The sequence below is a fragment of the Phyllobacterium sp. genome, from assembly GCF_037994405.1.
Classification (GTDB): Bacteria; Pseudomonadota; Alphaproteobacteria; order Rhizobiales; family Rhizobiaceae; genus Phyllobacterium.
Genome location: NZ_JBBNAN010000475.1, coordinates 1 through 17,733, shown reverse-complemented (window position 1 = coordinate 17,733; position 17,733 = coordinate 1). Strand labels below are relative to the sequence as shown.

Sequence of the window (17,733 nt, the reverse complement as noted above, 5' to 3'; positions counted from 1 at the left end):
GTCACAGAAGAAAGGTCGGTATACCGGCCTTTTTTAGCTTTTCGAGAATGACTTTCGTTTGAATGGAGCCATACCGGCCCGCGCCAGTTCATCGGCGCGTTCATTTTCAGGATGACCGGCATGTCCCTTGACCCAATGCCAAACAACCTGGTGGCGTTTGCGCGCCTCATCCAATGCCTGCCAAAGCTCGGCATTCTTCACAGGCTTCTTGGCCGCCGTCTTCCAGCCATTGCGCTTCCAGCCGTCGATCCAGCCCGAAATGCCGTCACGGACATAAACAGAGTCGGTATATAGATCGACCCGGCAGGGTTCCTTGAGGGCATTCAGAGCAGCGATGGCCGCCATCAACTCCATGCGATTATTGGTCGTATCTGCCTCGCCGCCCGAAAGTTCCTTTTCATTGCCGTTCCAGCGCAATACTGCACCCCAGCCGCCAGGCCCTGGATTGCCGGAACATGCTCCGTCGGTGAAAGCCTGAATTTCCTTCACGACTTCTGCCCTTCCAGGACAAGCCCATACTCTTCGGCCGATTTGATCTGGCGGTGAAACCGCATTCGGCGGACATATTCCATCGGGTCCTTTTTGACGACGAGGCTGCCTTCCGGTGTATTTAGCCAGTCATAGAGCCGCGTCAGCATGAACCGTAGAGCGGAGCCGCGCGCAAGGATCGGCAAGCTGGCGGCTTCTTCCGCCGACAACGGACGAACGGAGTTGTAGCCGCGAAGTAATGCCGTGCCCTTGGTGAGATTGAACGAGTGGTCCTTTTCAAAGCACCAGGCATTGAGACAAACAGCAACGTCATAGGCGAGCAGGTCCGTGCAGGCGAAATAGAAATCGATCAGGCCTGAAAGCTCGCTTCCGAGAAAGAAGACATTGTCCGGAAACAGATCGGCATGAATGACGCCGTGTGGCAAATGCGATGGCCAATTCGCTTCAAAGAACGCGAGATCCGTCTCCGTTTCCTTTGCCAGACCCGGCTCGACCCGGTCCGCGCCAGCCTTGGAATTGTTCCACAATGGCCTCCAACCGTCCACCGACAGCGCATTACGGCGGCGCATAGGGAAATCCTCGCCCGCGACATGCATGCGCGCTAGCGCCTCACCAAGGGCGTAGCAATGCTGTACCGTCGGGCGGCGCATCCACATGCCTTCGAGAAACGTTACAATCGCAGCCGGCCGTCCGGCAAGTTCTCCAATGCTGGAACCAGATTTCTGGGTCACGGGCAAAGGACAATTTATCCCCTTCGCGGCCAGATGGTGCATGAGGCCGAGGAAGAACGGCAGATCGTTGCTGTTTACCCGCTTCTCATAGAGCGTCAAGATGAACGAAGCAGTGCTCGTATGCAGTAGATAGTTGGAATTTTCGACGCCTTCGGCAATGCCCTTGTAGGAGAGCAATTCGCCGATATCATAATCCTTGAGGAAATGCGCGAGGTCAATTTCGTTGATATCGGTATAGACGGCCATTCAGAGCCCTTTCCGGCCATATTGGCCGTATTCTGTTTCTCGGATGGCGAGACAATCCACGCGCAAGGTGGCAAGGCCGATGTGGTTCATCAGACGAAGCCGCCTGACAAAGTGAGTGTCCGCCAGCCGGAAACCCAGCCGTTGGTTTGCTTTGTAAACGAGCAAGCTTTCAAACCCGCTGGTCGAATTCGCATTTCGAGAGAAATGCTGTTCGACCAGTGGGACGGGGCCTGTTGCACCAATATCAGCGCAAAACCACTCGCCCGCACGCAGAGTGCGGGTCTTCGTCTCTTTGCTTGATCTTGTCACAACACGCCTCCGTCAGAATAGGCCGATATGGCCAGAAAGGGCTCTTAGCGGCTTCCGTTGACGAAGGCCATGTCGCCGCTTGTCAGTTCCATATCGCGCAGATCGCGCATGACGTGGAAGTTTTCAGTTTCAATGGTCGTCTCCGCTAGCTCGATTGACACGGAATAGCGCTCCGAAAAGGACTGGATGATTTCATCGACAATGATTTCCGGGGCCGAGGCACCCGCGGACAATCCCACCACCTCGATGTCACCAATGAGGTTCCAGTCAATGTCAGAAGCACGTTGCACCAGCAGGGATTGGGCAGCGCCGGATCGTTCGGCGACCTCCACCAATCGCTTGGAGTTCGAAGAATTCGGTGCACCGACGACAAGGAACAGATCGCAACCCGGGGCAGCGGCTTTCACCGCATCCTGGCGGTTTGTGGTGGCATAACAGATGGATTCGGCGGCGGGCGCCGTCAGTGCGGGAAACCGCCGCTGCAAGGTTGCGATAATACCCGCAGTATCATCCACTGAAAGCGTCGTCTGCGTTACAAAGCCAAGGTTGTCCGGATCTTCAGGCATGTACGCTTCCGCATCCTCGATGGTCTCGATAAGCGTAACCGCGCCCTCCGGCAGCTGACCCATGGTGCCGATCACTTCCGGATGGCCGGAATGACCGACGAGGATGACGTGCCTGCCAAGCCTCTGGTGCCGCATCGCTTGCTTATGCACCTTCGAAACGAGAGGGCACGTCGCATCGAGATAGAACAGGTTCTTGTTCTCGGCGTCTGCAGGAACCGATTTCGGCACACCGTGCGCCGAGAAGACAACGGGTTGATCGCGATGCTCTGCCGGAATTTCTTCCAGTTCTTCAACGAAGACCGCGCCACGCGCCTGGAGGCCCTCTACGACGTAGCGGTTGTGCACGATCTCATGGCGCACATAGACCGGCGCTCCATATTTCTTCAGCGCCAGAACGACGATCTGAATGGCCCGATCTACACCGGCGCAAAACCCGCGCGGTCCGCACAGGCGGATTGTCAGTGGTTTCTTGTCGGCCATCGTGTCGTCTCTCGCACAAGCATTGGGTATTTCCTGGAATTGGGCGGCAATCAGCGGGAAGTCAAGTCCGAAGGCCCGGATTGGCCGATTTCCAGGTCTCTTGAGGGAGGCAGCTTATACCTCCGCCAAAGCGAGACTCCCATAATTGCGACCAAGGTTGCAGCCAGGCCATACCAGGTGACCGCATATTGGAGATGGCTGTTTGGCAGATCGATGATCGTCACGCCGCCAACAGGCAGACCACCTGGATTGGGCGTCTTGTCGGCATCGATGAAGAAGGGCACAAGCTTGTCCTCTTCGATGCCGGATTGTCCAGCCATTGTCGGCAGATCTTTCCAATAGTAGATATTGGTCACCAGGTCATTGTTGGGCACAATCGACGATGGTTTGGCAGCGAGCGGATTGCGCGCAAGTCCGCTAATGGTCACTTGTCCCTCGACCTGGCCTTCCGGCCGCGTGACCGAGTTCTTCTTGTCATAGGGAACAAAGCCGCGATTGACGAAAACCGCTCGGCCATCATCAAGCAGCAGTGGCGTATAGATATAGAATCCCGAATAGCCGTCATAGGTGGCGAAGTAATGCCGCTCCCTGTCATTCGAAAGACGACCGGTAACCGTCACAGGTCTATAGTCTACGTCCTTTTGGTCAGCCCAGATCTTTTCCGTCTCGGTCAGCGTCGCCGGTCCTGCATGGGTTCTAGCTTCAATCTCCGCCAGTAGCCCCTCTTTCCAGTGCAGGCGCTCGACCTGCCATGTTCCAAGCGCAATCAGAACGGCGAAGACTATCATGCCAAGGATCAGTGTAATCCAGGGAAACCTCTGGCGCCTTGCGGGCTTGGAAAAATCATTCATGGGTAGTTGGAGAATCGAGCCGTCCTTCGGCAGCCTTGTGCTTGTATTGGAGCGCGATAAGAACGCCCTTCATCCAACGCAATGCCGACAGGCAAAGCACGAGCGCCAGCGGTATCCACAGGATGAAGTGCAGCCAGAGTGGTGGATCGAGGGTGACTTCCATCCAGAGGGCAAGGCCGACGACGATAAAGCCGATCAAAAGCATGACCAGTACGGCAGGGCCTTCACCGGTATCGATGAACGAATAATCGAGCCCGCAACTGGAGCAACGGTCGGCCGGTCGCAGGAAGCCATCAAACAATTTCCCTTGCCCGCACCGGGGGCACCGCGCCTTCACGCCCGCAGTGATTGGGTCCACCGGCGGATACAGGGCTGTGTCTTCATTCATTGTCTTGCGCACTCAGGGGTTGATCTCGATCGGCGTTCCATCTTGAACAAGCGTCCAGATTTCATCCATCTCCCGATTAGTGACGGCAATGCAACCGTCTGTCCAGTCGATAAGTTGAAGCACCCATCCCCACCAGCCGTAGCCATTCGCCGCGCCATGAATCATGATCGCACCACCTGGCGGGACACCCATGGACTTCGCCGTTGCCGCATCCTGCGCGTTGGGATAGGAAATGTGGATCGACTTGTATGCCATGCTTTTCGCGTTGCGCCAATCGAGCACATAACGTCCTTCCGGCGTACGCTCATCACCCTCCCAGCGCTTGTGACCGATTGGTCGCGCACCAAGCGCGATCTTGTATTCCTTGACGACTGTTTCACCAGCCAAAAGCTGCATCCGGCGCTGCGACTTCGCGACACGTACCCGATCCACCTTCTCATCAGCCGCATGGGCCATCGTAGAAAGAAGCGACGAAATCACGGCAGGGAAGAAGGCGCGGCATAGTTTCAGTTTGGTCATCACCAACGGATTACGCAGGATTGTGCTCAAAAAAAGAGGGCGGCCGTTTTTCCACGACCGCCCTCCGGGATTTCAGCGTTGGTCAATTATTCAACGGCGATCGGAGCGCCCCAAGATGCCCACACGTAGATCGAGAAGAACAGGAACAACCAGACCACGTCAACGAAGTGCCAGTACCAAGCTGCAGCTTCGAAACCGAAATGCTTCTTCGGAGTAAAATCGCCGCGGATCGAGCGAAGCAGGCAAACCGCCAGGAAGATCGTGCCGATGATGACGTGGAAGCCATGGAAGCCGGTCGCCATGAAGAACGTTGCGCCGTAGATGGAATCCTTGAACGCGAAAGGTGCGTGGACGTACTCGTAGGCCTGAACGCTGGTAAATAGCATACCAAGCAGAACTGTGAGCGTAAGACCGGTGATGAGGCCCCTGCGATCATGATGCAACAGCGCATGATGTGCCCAGGTGACCGTTGTTCCGGAGAGCAGCAGGATGACTGTGTTGTAAAGCGGCAGGTGCAGCGCATCGAGAACCTCGATGCCCTTCGGCGGCCATACACCTCCTGTAAATGCCGTCCGGGCAACCTGCTCGACTTCGCCCGGAAACAAACTGGCATCGAAGAAGGCCCAGAACCAGGCAACGAAGAACATCACCTCGGAGGCAATGAACATGATCATGCCATAGCGCAAATGCAGGGAAACCACGCGGGTATGATGGCCTTCCTTGCTTTCCTTGATCGTGTCGGACCACCAGCCATACATCGTGTAGAGGATGATTACCAAGCCGACGAGGAATATCCACGGGCTGGTGAGGTTGGCCTTGAACAGCACCAACTCACCGCCACTGTGATAGCGCATGAACGCAATACCGCCGACGGCAAGGACAAACGCGCCTACTGAGCCAAGGAATGGCCAGGGACTTGGGTCAATGATGTGGTAGTCGTGGTTCTTCTGGTGCGTTTCGGCCATTCTAACCCCCGCAAGGTCTGTTCATTGGTTTAGACACCGGCATTTAGCCAGCGCAGTTTAAAGCTGTCCCGATTTGTCATTCTTCATTTCGGTATTGGCAGCAAGTGGTGCTGGCATCGCGATCGGGAAGAATGTGTAGGACAATGTAATGGTGTTAACGCCCTTCAACTCGGGCGCATTGACGATATCCGGGTCAACGAAGAACACCACCGGCATCTCCAGGTCTTGACCAGGCTTCAGGACTGTATCGGTGAAGCAGAAGCACTCGACCTTGTTGAAATACGCACCCGCAGCCTGCGGCGTCACATTAAACGCAGCGCGGCCCGCCGTTGCCGTGTCAGCCATATTCTTGGCTTCGTACTTGATCAGCTTGGTCTCGCCGATATTCATCGTCACTTCGCGCTGGACAGGTTCAAAATGCCAAGGCAAACCACCGGATGTATTGGCATCAAAACGGACAGTGATCTTCTTGTCGAGAATCGTATCCGACATCTGCTCGACGCGCTGGGTTGTTCCGCCGTAACCGGTCACCTGACAGAACATCGCGTAGAGCGGGACGGCGGCGAAGGCCATTCCCACCATGCCGAAGAAGAATGCAAGGCAGGATATCGCGATAGTGCGATCCGAAACCTTGCGCTTCGGTGTGGCGGTGTTCTCAGTGGTCTGATCGTTAAATTCAACCATTTGTCTGCTCACATCGGCCGGATGAGTACGTTGGCACCAAGCTTTGCCCAGGTACCGACGTACACGACGATGACGAAAGCAGCCAGCGCCAGTGCCAGCGCAATCGAGCGGCTTCGCCGCGCGCGCTTCTGCTTGTCCGTGAGTGTTACACGATCGTTGCTCATATCAGGCACCTGCCACCAAGAGTGCTTTGCGCACGAGAATTTCGCCGAGAAGCACGGCATAAAGGCTGAAGAGATAGAAGATCGAAAATGCGAACATCTTCTTCGCCGGTTTCATCATGGCGTCACCGACAGGCGCACGCCAAACGGCCCAGGCATATCCGAGGAAAGCAGCACCCATCGCGGTCGAAAACACGCCATAGACAGGGCCGGCAAAGCCCATGACCCACGGCAGGACTGCAACAGGCGCCACGAGGACCGTGTATAAAAAGATCTGGAACTTCGTCGATGCCTCACCCATGACATTCGGCATCATCGGGATCTTGGCCTTTTCATAGTCATCCGACATGAAAAGCGAAAGGGCCCAGAAATGCGGCGGAGTCCACAGAAAGATGATCAGGAAAAGCACAATGCTTTCCATGCTGATCGAATTGGTTACGGCGACCCAACCAATCATGGGTGGGAATGCACCTGCCGCACCACCAATTACGATGTTCTGTGGCGTCGAACGCTTCAACCACATCGTGTAGACGACAGCATAGAAGAAAATGGTGAAAGCCAGCAGGAAGGCAGACAAAAGGTTTACGAAGAGACCGAGTGTCACGACCGAAAATGCAGAGAGCAGCAGGCCAAACGTCAGAACTTCTTCGCGCGAGATCCTTCCCGCAGGAATTGGCCGCTTGGCCGTGCGCTTCATGATGGCATCGATGTCGGCATCGTACCACATGTTGAGCGCGCCGGACGCGCCTGCACCGACGGCGATGCACAAGATGGCTATAGCGGCAAGGACCGGATTGATCTGGCCTGGGGCTGCCATCAGACCGACGAAGCCGGTAAACACAACCAGCGACATAACGCGCGGTTTGAGCAACGCGATATAATCCGATGCGTTGGCTTCGGATAAGCCAACGCTCGTATTCAGGTTCGCGTTTTTCTCAATCAATGCCATTCGTTCAATCTTGTCGTTTTCAGGCGGTATCAAAGTCTCAGAGGATGTCCGGGCCACTGGTTCCAACGGCCCGGACATCACTTGGCTTACTTGATGCGTGGGAGCTGTTCCCACTGATGGAAGGGCGGCGGTGACGACAGCTGCCATTCGAGCGTTGTTGCACCTGCACCCCACGGATTGGCACCAGCTTCGCGCTTCTTGGCAAATGCTTCGAAGACGCCAAACAGGAAGATCAGGACCGCAACGCCGGAAATGTAGGATCCGATGGACGATACTTCGTTCCAGCCTGCGAATGCATCCGGATAGTCGATGTAACGGCGGGGCATGCCGGCAAGTCCGAGGAAGTGCTGCGGGAAGAACACCAGGTTGACGCCGATGAACATGACCCAGAAGTGGGTATGCGCAATGGTGTGGTTGTACATGTAGCCGGTCATTTTCGGGAACCAGTAGTACCAGCCCGCGAAGATACCAAACACTGCCCCAAGCGACAGCACGTAGTGGAAGTGCGCAATAACGTAGTAGGTGTCATGCATCGCGCGGTCGAGACCGGCATTGGCAAGCTGAACACCTGTCACACCACCAACCGTGAACAGGAAGATGAACCCGATTGCCCAGACCATAGGCGGCTTGAACTCAATGGAGCCGCCCCACATCGTGGCAATCCAGGAGAAGATCTTCACGCCTGTTGGCACGGCGATGACCATCGTCGCGAAGACGAAGTAACGCTGCGTATCGAGCGACAGACCAACAGTGTACATGTGGTGAGCCCAGACGATGAACCCGACCACGCCAATGGCGACCATGGCATAGGCCATTCCGAGGTAGCCGAAAATCGGCTTCTTGGAGAAGGTCGAGACAATGTGACTGATGATGCCAAAAGCCGGCAGGATCATGATGTACACTTCCGGGTGCCCGAAGAACCAGAACAGATGCTGGAACAGGAGCGGATCACCGCCGCCTTCCGGCGAGAAGAACGTTGTTCCGAAGTTACGATCTGTCAGAAGCATGGTGATGCCGCCAGCCAGAACTGGCAGAGCCAGAAGCAGCAGGAAAGCAGTGATCAGCACAGACCAGGCAAACAGCGGCATCTTGTGCAGCGTCATGCCAGGAGCACGCATGTTGAAGATCGTGGTGATGAAGTTGATTGCACCGAGGATCGATGAAGCACCTGCAAGGTGCAGCGAAAGGATGGCAAAATCCATCGCTGGACCTGGCTGACCAGAGGTCGAGTAAGGCGGATAGATCGTCCAGCCGCCGCCCGTCCCGAAGCCGCCGGCAGGGCCTGGCACGAACATCGAAAGAATCAAGAGAAGGAGCGCTGGCGGGAGCAGCCAGAACGAAATGTTATTCATGCGAGGAAACGCCATGTCCGGCGCGCCGATCATGATCGGCACCATCCAGTTCGCGAAACCGCCGATCAGTGCAGGCATGACCATGAAGAAGATCATGATGAGACCATGCGCGGTCGAGAACACATTGTACATCTGCTTGCCGGCATCGATGGCTGCGTCACCCTCGAAACCGTAAACCATCGATGCAAGGCCATGGAAAATCTGGATGCCGGGCTGCTGCAGCTCGGCGCGCATGGCGATCGAAAGACAACCACCAATTATTCCGGCCGTGATCGCGAAGATCAAATACAGCGTGCCGATATCCTTGTGGTTTGTCGAATTGACCCAGCGCGTCCAGCCTGTTGGCTTATGCGCGTCATGGGCTTCGTGAGCTGCAGAACCTGCCATCAAAGTGCTCCCGTTCCTGAATATTCGCGTCAACCGGCTTAGTTGCCGGCGACGTTTACGTTCTTGTCTGTGTCGATTTTTGCGGTCAACGCCTTGTATGCGCCCGGAAGATCTTTTCCGGCAGCGGCGAACCACGTGTCATACTGTTCTTGCGAAACCACATGGATCGCAATCGGCATGAAAGCATGATCCTTGCCGCAAATCTGCGAGCACTGACCATAATACATGCCTTCCTTCTCCGCCTTGAACCAGGTCTCGTTGCTGCGGCCGGTGACGGCATCCATCTTCACGCCGAAAGCCGGCATGGAGAACGAATGGATCACATCGGCGCCCGTAACCAATAGACGAACCGTCGTGTTCACTGGCACAACCATTTCATTGTCAACAGCCAGCAACCGCGGATAGGCCTTGCGGTCTTCCTTGCCCGCGGCCGCACGGTCTGCATCTTTCAGCAGGACCGAATCAAAAGATACTGGCGCATCGCCGACTTGATACTCGTATCCCCAATACCACTGATAGCCAGTCGCTTTGATGGTCATCTTGGGATCTTCGGGCGAATACTGGGCTGTCAGAAGCTGGAACGATGGGATCGCAAGGAAGAGAAGAATAACGACTGGGCCAACCGTCCAGACAATTTCAACAGCCGTATTGTGGCTGGTCTTGGAGGGAACCGGATTGGCACTGGCACGATAGCGAATCATGACCCAGGCCAAAAGGACCATCACAAAGAGGGTGATCGGGATGATGAACCACAATGTGTAGCGTTCAAACCAGACGATCTGCTCCATGATAGCGGAAGCAGCGGGCTGGAACGTCATCTGCCAAGGCTCCGGCTGTGCAGCGTAGGCAGATCCGGCACTCAACAGGCCACTCAGGACACCCATCAGCGTGACAATATTCTTCTTCACCTAGAAATCTCCCGAATGAAGCTTTGATTCCATACGTTAAGGCCGGGCGTAGAAAAGGCCCGGGCATATGCCGCGTTCAAACCACACATTAGCTTACATCGCAAGGAAGGCGAACGTGATCTCATGCGGCATTTTTGCGCGCAGCTTCTCTCTTCTCGACGACAGGTATATACATTGAGGCATGTTTTTTCTCATTCGCGGTGATTTTGCTGCGTACGGCATGGGTTGGCACACAATCCGGCCATTTTTGCATTACACCACACATTACCGAGCCGCTGTATGCTGGGGAGTGTTTGAGCGGCATTCTTTTCATCCGGGGCGTGGCGGTTTAACGTCTGGATGATTCGTTTTGGAGCCTACATGTCCTTTTTCGCGCTACGTAGCATCGCCGTTGGTCTGCTCACCCTGTCCATGACTGCCCTTGCGGGAGCTGCAATGGCAGCTCAACAAAGCGGCACCGTCAAATCGACCCATGGCGCATGGTCGATCCTTTGCGATACGCCGGCCGGTGCAAAATCAGAGCAATGCGCGCTGATCCAGAACGTGGTCGCTGCAGATCGCCCGGAAATGGGGCTTTCCGTCGTCGTGCTGAAAACAGCTGACAACAAGGCCAAGATCCTGCGTGTCCTCGCCCCGCTTGGCGTTCTTTTGCCGAACGGCCTTGGTCTGAACGTTGATGGCAAGGATATTGGCCGCGCCTATTTCGTGCGTTGCTTCGAAGACGGTTGCTACGCTGAGGTCATCCTGGAAGATCAGCTCGTCCAGACGCTCAAGACCGGCAAGGCCGCAACATTCATCGTCTTTCAGACACCGGAGGAAGGCATCGGCATTCCGGTCGAACTCAATGGATTTGGCGAAGGTTTCGACGCCCTCCCCTAGAGCAGGGAATTCGTGGAAAAGGTCAAGGGGTTTGGCGAGGCCGATGTCTTTCCATCGGACGATGCTAAAGCTTGATGGATTTGGCCCGAATTCACCCGACCCTTCGGGTTTCCGGCTGGCCGACACCCACTGTGTCAGGCAGCGTCGGATATCGGCCTTGCCACCTTCCGCGTGGATTGTCTTGCCATCGGAGAAACAGAACGTCGTCTTATTTATCGTCCGATGCTCTAAGTTCATTCAAGATTGCTGTTGTCGTGAGCCGATCGAAGGCCTACATCCGGTTCATGCAAATTGAACCGGATCGTCTATTATGAAAAGCCTCATCGACAGTTTTGACGCCCCACGCGAAAAGATCCTCGAGACCGTCAAGCAAAGTCTTGATGGTGCCGATGATGGTGAGCTTTTCATCGAATACAGGGAATCGGAAGGGCTTGCCTTTGACAATGGTCGATTGAAAAACGGTTCTTTCAGCCAGGACCAAGGCTTTGGCCTGCGCGCGGTTGCTGACGAAGCGGTTGGCTATGCCCATGCCGGCGAATTGTCGCTAGGTGCGCTCAAGCGGGCATCCGATGCGGCTTCGGCGGTCAGGACAGGTCACGGCGGGACTTATACCGCAGCACCGCCCGGAACGAATCGCAGTCTTTACAGCGATGAGAATCCGCTAGGCTCGCCAAGTTTCGAAGCGAAGGTGAAACTCCTCCAGGAGATTGACGCCTATCTGCGCGGGAAGGAGCCCAAGGTACGCCAAGTTTCCGTTTCTCTCGCTGCTTCCTGGCAGCAGGTGGAAATCCTGCGCGCCGACGGCCATTTCGTCCGAGATGTTCGCCCGATGGTTCGACTCAATGTTTCGGTGGTCGTCGGTAATGGCGACCGGCAGGAAAGCGGCACATACGGCGCCGGTGGACGTAAAGGATTTGGCGAATTCATCGCAGCAGATAAATGGCAATATGCTGCTGACGAAGCGCTGCGTCAGGCCCTTGTCAATCTGGAAGCGATTCCGGCGCCAGCTGGCACGTTCGACATCGTGCTTTCCAGCGGCTGGCCCGGCGTGATGCTGCACGAGGCCGTCGGACACGGGCTCGAAGGCGATTTCAACCGAAAGAAGACATCCGCCTTTGCAGGACTGCTGGGCCAGAAAGTCGCCTCGAAAGGCGTGACCGTCGTTGATGACGGCACGATCTCAGAACGGCGCGGTTCCCTGACCGTAGATGACGAAGGCATGCCCACCAACAAGACAGTGCTGATAGATGACGGCATTCTGGTGGGTTATATGCAGGATCGGCAGAATGCCCGCCTGATGGGCATGGAGCCGACGGGAAACGGACGCCGCGAATCCTACGCACATGCTCCGATGCCGCGCATGACCAATACCTATATGCTGGGCGGCGATAAGACGCCCGAGGAAATCATCGCGTCGGTCAAGAAGGGCATTTATGCCGTTTCCTTCGGCGGTGGTCAGGTGGACATTACCTCCGGGAAGTTCGTCTTCGGTTGTACCGAGGCTTATATGATCGAGAACGGCAAGCTTGGCGCTCCGGTCAAGGGCGCAATGTTGATCGGCAACGGTCCGGATGCGATGCAACGCATTTCCATGATCGGCAATGACCTGCAGCTTGATACTGGCATTGGCAATTGCGGCAAGGGTGGTCAATGGGTACCGGTCGGTGTCGGCCAGCCGCATCTGCGCATGGATCAGATGACCGTTGGCGGGACGGCAGTCTAGAGCAATTTCCGACCAAATCGACGCAGTTCTGTTTCCCGGATGGCGAGACAATCCTCGCGGAAGGTGGCAAGGCCGATGTGGCTCATCGGACGAAGCCGCCTGACAAAGTGGGTGTCCGCCAGCCGGAAACCCATTGGTTTGCCAAAGCAAACCAACCAGCTTTCAAACCCGCTGGTTCGACCAGTGGGCCGGGTGAATTCGGGCCAAACCCCTTGACCTTGTCCACGAATTCCCTCCGGTAGAACGCGTCGATTTGGTCGGAATTTGCTCTAGCCGCTTCGGCCTACTTCTTGCTGAGCAAGGCCACCGCTTCGACATGCGCCGACCAGAGAAATTGGTCGATCGGAACAACACGGTCAATCTTGTAGCCGCCCTTGACGAGAATGCTCAGGTCGCGCCCCAACGTGACCGGATTGCACGAGACGGCCACAACCTTCGATATCGATGACTTGGCGATTTCGATTGCCTGTGCTTCCGCACCCGCCCGCGGCGGATCAAAAACCAGACCGGTGAACGGGGTCAGTTCTCGTGCCAGGAATGGTCGGCGAAACAGATCGCGCCGCTCGACTGTGACTGGCTTCAGACCCTGCACGTAACGCACGCTGCGATCGAGTGCTGCAATTGCAGCCTGATCCCCCTCAACGGCATGAACGGCTGATTTCTCCGCTATCCTCAGTGCAAAGGTTCCGGAGCCACTGAAAAGGTCGATTGTCTTCTTGGCTTTGGCCAGATGTGTTGTCACGAGCGCTGACATGGCTTCTTCAGCATGAACGGTCGCCTGAAGGAACCCGCCAGCGGGAAGAAATACCGGCACCTTGCCGAAGCTAATGACAGGCTTCCTCGGCTCAACAATGATCTCGCCTTCGAAACTCAGGCGAGCAAAATCTTTCTTGAGAACCAATGCGGTCAGCGCCTGGCGTTTGGCGGCATCCGGCGCTGCACATCCGGACACCATAAGATCAAGACCGGAGGCCGTTGACGTCACCGTCAATCTGAACGGTTTCATCCCGCCGCCGACCACGGCAACGAGATCGCGAAGATCATCAAGGCGCGAGACGATTTCGGGAACGGTTACGGGGCATTCCGAGATATCGATGAGTTCGTGGCTCAAATGCCTGTTGAATCCGAGTACCGCACCATGCTCGCTGGTGCGCACGGCAAATACCGCTCGCCGGCGCGTCCGCGGAGCGCATGGCACAAGAGGATCAAGCGTGAACGCAAGCCCCCTGCCCGCCAGCGCATCCTGGACAAGCGACCGTTTCCAAACCTGATAGGCGCTGTCCTGCCAATGTTGCAGCGCGCACCCGCCGCATTCCTCAAAATGCCGGCAAGCGGGGGCAATGCGCTGTGGTGAGGGCTCAAGCAGGGCCATGAGTGTGGCGCGGCCATGTTCCAATGCGACATTGGCAACCTCGCCAGGCAACGAGAACGGCACATAGGCGCTTCCTGCTGAAGTGATGGCAATGCCGTCGCCGCCAGCGCCCATTCGTTCAATCGTTACGCGCGTACTCATCAATCGTTTCTTTTCAATCTTTGCTTTTCAGGCCGGCCAGAAGAAATTCACGGTTGCCATCGCCGCCCTCAATAGGCGAAGGGCAAAGCCCGAGGGCTTCCCAGCCCGGTAATCCATCCAGCCAGTTCCTTAGATCATTTGCAACGCGTTCGCCATCCTTGGGATCCCGCAAAATACCACCCTTGCCGATCGCCTCACGACCAGCCTCGAATTGCGGCTTTACCAGAAGCACACAATGACTCCCCGGCTCTGCCAGATCCAGCGCCGGCGGCAACGCAAGTTTCAGCGAAATGAAGCTGACATCGGACACGACCAGATCCACCCTGCGGCCAGCCAGGTGATCGCGCGTCAACTCACGCGCATTCAATGTTTCAAGGTTGCTGACCCGTAGATCAGCTCTCAACGAGTCGTGCAATTGACCATACCCGACATCAACGGCGACGACGTGATCCGCACCACGGTCGAGCAAAACCTGGGTGAAGCCACCCGTTGATGCGCCAATATCGAGAGCGGTGCTTCCTTTGACATCGATTGCGAAATGATCGAGGCCTGCAATAAGTTTCAACGCGGCACGCGAGACATAGGCACTTGCCGGGTCATCGACAGTGATCACGGTATTTTCCGAGATCGTTGCACCCGGCTTTGTTACGACGACCCCATCCACTTGAACCGTGCCGCGCACAATGGCATCGCGCGCCCGCGACCGGCTGGCAAACAGACCCCTTTCAACCAGAAGCTGATCGAGGCGCATGCGGCTATCTACGCGCGGGCCGGCGCAACGATATGGTCGCGGCCAAGCGCGCCAAAGACCGCTTGCACGATACCTGCGCCGTCGAGCCCGGAGCGCGCATACATGGTTTCCGGCTTGGCATGATCCAGATAAACATCCGGCAAGGTCAGCGTGCGGACACGAAGGCCATTGTCGAGAAGGCCATCCCGGCTGAGGAAATGCAGCACATGCGAAGCGAAGCCGCCGATCGCGCCCTCCTCCACGGTGACAAGCACCTCGTGTTCACGGGCCAGACGGCGGATCAGATCCTCGTCCAGCGGTTTGGCAAACCGCGCATCGGCAACTGTCGTGGAGAGGCCTGCAGCGTCGAGTTCTTCCGCTGCCGCCAGGCATTCCTGCAGCCGTGTGCCAAAGGACAGCAGAGCCACCTTTGAGCCTTCGCGGACAATCCGGCCCTTGCCTATCTGCAAAAACTGTCCGCGTTCCGGCAGATCGACACCGACACCGTCGCCGCGAGGGTACCGAAACGATATCGGACCATCATCATACTCGGCTGCCGTACGTACCATATGGCGCAACTCCGCCTCATCCGAGGCAGCCATGACGACGAAGCCCGGCAATGCGGCTAGAAAACCGGTGTCGAATGATCCAGCATGGGTCGCCCCGTCGGCGCCCACCAGCCCTGCCCGGTCAATCGGAAAGCGCACAGGCAGATTCTGCAGTGATACATCATGCACGACCTGATCGTAGCCGCGCTGCAGGAATGTCGAATAGATCGCGGCGAATGGCTTGAAGCCCTCGCTTGCCAGACCCGCTGCGAAAGTCACTGCATGCTGCTCGGCGATACCGACATCAAAGGTTCGCTTCGGAAAAACCTCGCCGAAAAGGTCAAGGCCGGTGCCACCCGGCATCGCCGCGGTGACTGCAACAATCCTGTCGTCGTGCCGGGCTTCCTCAATCAGGCTGGTGGCAAAAACCTTCGTATAGCTCGGCGCATTCGCTGGTGGCCTGGCCTGCGCGCCGGTGATCACGTCGAATTTGTTGACACCATGATATTTGTCTGCGGCCGCCTCGGCAGGGGCATAGCCCTTGCCCTTCTGCGTGACGACGTGGATCAAGACCGGTCCGTCCATCGTATCCCGGACATTCTTGAGCACTGGCAAAAGGTGGTCGAGATTGTGCCCGTCAATCGGTCCGACGTAATAGAAGCCAAGTTCCTCGAACATGGTACCGCCGGTCCAGAAGCCGCGCGCATACTCTTCCGAAAGCCGCGCTTTTTCCTGCAGGAATTTCGGCAATTTCTTTGCAAGCTGTTTGGCGGTCTCACGAAACGAGCGATAGGCACGTCCTGAAACGAGACGCGCCAGATAGGCACTCATCGCCCCGGTCGGCGGGGCAATCGACATGTCGTTGTCGTTGAGAATGACGATCAGCCTTGCATCGAGCGCACCGGCATTGTTCATCGCCTCGTAGGCCATGCCTGCCGACATCGCGCCATCGCCGATTATGGAGATAACATTGCGCTTTGTGCCGGAAAGATCGCTCGCCACTGCCATGCCGAGACCAGCGGAAATTGAGGTTGAGGAATGGGCGGCGCCGAACGGATCGTATTCGCTCTCGCTGCGCTTGGTGAAACCGGACAGACCACCCTCCTGGCGCAGGGTGCGGATGCGATCACGCCGTCCGGTCAGGATCTTGTGTGGATAGGCCTGGTGGCCAACGTCCCAGATAATACGATCATGCGGGGTATCGAAGACGTGATGGAGCGCAACGGTCAGTTCGACAACGCCAAGTCCCGCGCCAAGATGTCCACCGGTGGTCGAAACCGCGTCGATCAGTTCGGTCCGCAACTCCTGCGCCAGCTGCGGCAGGTCGGCTTCCGGCAATTGGCGCAAATCCGAAGGGATTTTCACGCGATCAAGCAGCGGTGTTTCAAAATTCTTGGCCAAAGCGCAGGTTCCAGTTCCAAGCTCAATTCTAGCCAGCCGTCCCTAAAGGAAAACAGTCAAACCAGCAAGAAGCAGACGTTCGTCCGCTCCCAAGTCAATTTTCGGGCAAGGGTATGAATTCTTCCTCGTCGCCAGGCACGATATCAAACCGCCCGGAACGCCATTCCTCTTTCGCCTGCTCGATCCGCTCTTTCGATGAGGAGACGAAATTCCACCAGATATAGCGCTTTGAGGGCAGAGTAGCACCGCCAAACAGCATGAAATGCGCGCCTTCCGGTGCATGGATGATGATTTCGTCGCCCGCGCGGAACACCAAAAGACGGTCTGCCGGGAAAGTTTCGCCGGCAACTTGCACCGAACCATCCAGCGTGTAGATGGCCCGCTCTTCGGCGGCATTGGCTGGTATCTGAATGTGACTTCCGGGCTGCAGCCGGATGTCGACGTAAAGCGTCTCCGCATGTTGCTTCACTGCGGAACTGGCGCCATGGAACTTGCCCATGACGACGCGCGCTTCCATGCCGTTTTCGCGCAAAATGGGCAGTTCACCCACTGCGGTATTGGCAAAGGCTGGGTCGATTTCCTCCAGATGATCCGGCAGAGCAAGCCAGGTTTGCAAGCCTGAGATCGGCAAGGGTTGCGTGCGCAGTTCTTCCGGCGAGCGTTCCGAGTGCACGATGCCGCGGCCGGCCGTCATCAGATTGACGTCGCCGGGCCTGATGACCATCTCTGTCCCCAGGCTGTCGCGATGGCGTATGTTTCCGTCAAAGAGGTAGGTTACGGTGGAAAGGCCAATATGCGGATGTGGCCGCACGTCGAGAGCATCGGTCGGGCGAAGGATCGCCGGGCCCATCCGGTCGAAGAAGATGAAAGGTCCAACGAGACGACGCTTGGCGCTCGGCAAGGCGCGGCGCACCTCTAGCCCGCCAATATCGCTGGTGCGCGGGATGATCAGCG

18 protein-coding genes are annotated in these 17,733 nt (G+C 56.8%); 2 read left to right on the top strand and 16 right to left on the bottom strand.

The window, feature by feature from the left end:
* Positions 1-33: 33 nt before the first annotated feature.
* The 12 genes from rnhA to coxB all read right to left on the bottom strand — a co-directional run bounded on the left by rnhA (position 34) and on the right by coxB (position 9,964).
* The gene (rnhA, locus tag AAAC48_RS26340; RefSeq protein ID WP_340657029.1) at positions 34-489 is read right to left on the bottom strand and encodes a ribonuclease HI; all 456 of its coding nucleotides are present in this window, start codon (positions 487-489) and stop codon (positions 34-36) included.
* The gene (locus AAAC48_RS26335; protein WP_340657028.1) at positions 486-1,466 is read right to left on the bottom strand and encodes a homoserine kinase; all 981 of its coding nucleotides are present in this window, start codon (positions 1,464-1,466) and stop codon (positions 486-488) included. The genes rnhA and AAAC48_RS26335 overlap by 4 nt, the downstream gene beginning before the upstream one ends.
* 353 nt (positions 1,467-1,819) lie before the next feature.
* On the bottom strand, positions 1,820-2,821 hold the full coding sequence (gene ispH, locus AAAC48_RS26330; RefSeq protein WP_340657027.1) for a 4-hydroxy-3-methylbut-2-enyl diphosphate reductase: 1,002 nt from the start codon (positions 2,819-2,821) through the stop codon (positions 1,820-1,822).
* A 50-nt stretch (positions 2,822-2,871) separates the two neighbouring features.
* Complete coding sequence (locus AAAC48_RS26325; RefSeq protein WP_340657026.1) at positions 2,872-3,672, bottom strand: SURF1 family protein; 801 nt, start codon at positions 3,670-3,672, stop codon at positions 2,872-2,874.
* Entirely contained in the window at positions 3,665-4,060 is a 396-nt protein-coding gene (locus AAAC48_RS26320) for a DUF983 domain-containing protein (RefSeq protein WP_340657025.1), read from the bottom strand. Before AAAC48_RS26320 ends, AAAC48_RS26325 begins: the two co-directional genes overlap by 8 nt.
* Positions 4,061-4,072: 12 nt before the next feature.
* The gene (locus AAAC48_RS26315; protein WP_340657058.1) at positions 4,073-4,516 is read right to left on the bottom strand and encodes a L,D-transpeptidase family protein; all 444 of its coding nucleotides are present in this window, start codon (positions 4,514-4,516) and stop codon (positions 4,073-4,075) included.
* A 149-nt stretch (positions 4,517-4,665) separates the two neighbouring features.
* Positions 4,666-5,544 (bottom strand): cytochrome c oxidase subunit 3, encoded by an 879-nt coding sequence (locus AAAC48_RS26310; protein ID WP_340657024.1) that lies wholly within the window; start codon positions 5,542-5,544, stop codon positions 4,666-4,668.
* Positions 5,545-5,601: 57 nt separating this feature from the next.
* Positions 5,602-6,228 carry a cytochrome c oxidase assembly protein gene (locus AAAC48_RS26305; protein ID WP_340657023.1) on the bottom strand — a complete coding sequence of 209 codons (627 nt, stop codon included), beginning with the start codon at positions 6,226-6,228 and terminating at the stop codon, positions 5,602-5,604.
* Between the two features lie 8 nt (positions 6,229-6,236).
* Entirely contained in the window at positions 6,237-6,392 is a 156-nt protein-coding gene (locus AAAC48_RS26300) for a hypothetical protein (RefSeq protein WP_340657022.1), read from the bottom strand.
* A 1-nt stretch (position 6,393) separates the two neighbouring features.
* A complete protein-coding gene (gene cyoE / locus AAAC48_RS26295; protein ID WP_340657021.1) occupies positions 6,394-7,338 on the bottom strand; it encodes a heme o synthase in 945 nt (314 codons plus the stop codon).
* Between the two features lie 86 nt (positions 7,339-7,424).
* On the bottom strand, positions 7,425-9,077 hold the full coding sequence (ctaD, locus tag AAAC48_RS26290; protein ID WP_340657020.1) for a cytochrome c oxidase subunit I: 1,653 nt from the start codon (positions 9,075-9,077) through the stop codon (positions 7,425-7,427).
* A gap of 38 nt (positions 9,078-9,115) precedes the next feature.
* Positions 9,116-9,964: a cytochrome c oxidase subunit II gene (gene coxB, locus AAAC48_RS26285; RefSeq protein ID WP_340657057.1), complete on the bottom strand. Its 849-nt coding sequence runs from the start codon at positions 9,962-9,964 to the stop codon at positions 9,116-9,118.
* Between the two features lie 432 nt (positions 9,965-10,396).
* Here coxB and AAAC48_RS26280 point away from each other — a divergent pair, with 432 nt between their 5' ends.
* On the top strand, positions 10,397-10,864 hold the full coding sequence (locus AAAC48_RS26280; RefSeq protein ID WP_340657056.1) for an invasion associated locus B family protein: 468 nt from the start codon (positions 10,397-10,399) through the stop codon (positions 10,862-10,864).
* Between the two features lie 310 nt (positions 10,865-11,174).
* Complete coding sequence (gene tldD / locus AAAC48_RS26275; protein ID WP_340657019.1) at positions 11,175-12,587, top strand: metalloprotease TldD; 1,413 nt, start codon at positions 11,175-11,177, stop codon at positions 12,585-12,587.
* Positions 12,588-12,870: 283 nt separating this feature from the next.
* Here tldD and AAAC48_RS26270 read toward each other — a convergent pair whose 3' ends face one another.
* The 4 genes from AAAC48_RS26270 to AAAC48_RS26255 form a co-directional block, all read right to left on the bottom strand.
* Positions 12,871-14,103 carry a class I SAM-dependent RNA methyltransferase gene (locus AAAC48_RS26270; RefSeq protein ID WP_340657018.1) on the bottom strand — a complete coding sequence of 411 codons (1,233 nt, stop codon included), beginning with the start codon at positions 14,101-14,103 and terminating at the stop codon, positions 12,871-12,873.
* Between the two features lie 10 nt (positions 14,104-14,113).
* Positions 14,114-14,851, bottom strand: coding sequence for a TlyA family RNA methyltransferase (locus AAAC48_RS26265; RefSeq protein WP_340657017.1), 738 nt, complete (start codon positions 14,849-14,851; stop codon positions 14,114-14,116).
* 8 nt (positions 14,852-14,859) lie between these two features.
* Positions 14,860-16,779: a 1-deoxy-D-xylulose-5-phosphate synthase gene (gene dxs / locus AAAC48_RS26260; RefSeq protein WP_340657016.1), complete on the bottom strand. Its 1,920-nt coding sequence runs from the start codon at positions 16,777-16,779 to the stop codon at positions 14,860-14,862.
* 94 nt (positions 16,780-16,873) lie between these two features.
* A complete protein-coding gene (locus tag AAAC48_RS26255; RefSeq protein ID WP_340657015.1) occupies positions 16,874-17,731 on the bottom strand; it encodes a pirin family protein in 858 nt (285 codons plus the stop codon).
* Positions 17,732-17,733: the final 2 nt, after the last annotated feature.

Bases quoted from the DNA above. Each gene is read 5' to 3' on its own strand.
- AAAC48_RS26335 (WP_340657028.1), bottom strand. From the start codon at position 1,466: ATGGCCGTCTATACCGATATCAACGAAATTGACCTCGCGCATTTCCTC.
- ispH (WP_340657027.1), bottom strand. From the start codon at position 2,821: ATGGCCGACAAGAAACCACTGACAATCCGCCTGTGCGGACCGCGCGGG.
- AAAC48_RS26325 (WP_340657026.1), bottom strand. From the start codon at position 3,672: ATGAATGATTTTTCCAAGCCCGCAAGGCGCCAGAGGTTTCCCTGGATT.
- AAAC48_RS26320 (WP_340657025.1), bottom strand. From the start codon at position 4,060: ATGAATGAAGACACAGCCCTGTATCCGCCGGTGGACCCAATCACTGCG.
- AAAC48_RS26315 (WP_340657058.1), bottom strand. From the start codon at position 4,516: ATGGCCCATGCGGCTGATGAGAAGGTGGATCGGGTACGTGTCGCGAAG.
- AAAC48_RS26310 (WP_340657024.1), bottom strand. From the start codon at position 5,544: ATGGCCGAAACGCACCAGAAGAACCACGACTACCACATCATTGACCCA.
- AAAC48_RS26305 (WP_340657023.1), bottom strand. From the start codon at position 6,228: ATGGTTGAATTTAACGATCAGACCACTGAGAACACCGCCACACCGAAG.
- AAAC48_RS26300 (WP_340657022.1), bottom strand. From the start codon at position 6,392: ATGAGCAACGATCGTGTAACACTCACGGACAAGCAGAAGCGCGCGCGG.
- cyoE (WP_340657021.1), bottom strand. From the start codon at position 7,338: ATGGCATTGATTGAGAAAAACGCGAACCTGAATACGAGCGTTGGCTTA.
- ctaD (WP_340657020.1), bottom strand. From the start codon at position 9,077: ATGGCAGGTTCTGCAGCTCACGAAGCCCATGACGCGCATAAGCCAACA.
- AAAC48_RS26280 (WP_340657056.1), top strand. From the start codon at position 10,397: ATGACTGCCCTTGCGGGAGCTGCAATGGCAGCTCAACAAAGCGGCACC.
- tldD (WP_340657019.1), top strand. From the start codon at position 11,175: ATGAAAAGCCTCATCGACAGTTTTGACGCCCCACGCGAAAAGATCCTC.
- AAAC48_RS26265 (WP_340657017.1), bottom strand. From the start codon at position 14,851: ATGCGCCTCGATCAGCTTCTGGTTGAAAGGGGTCTGTTTGCCAGCCGG.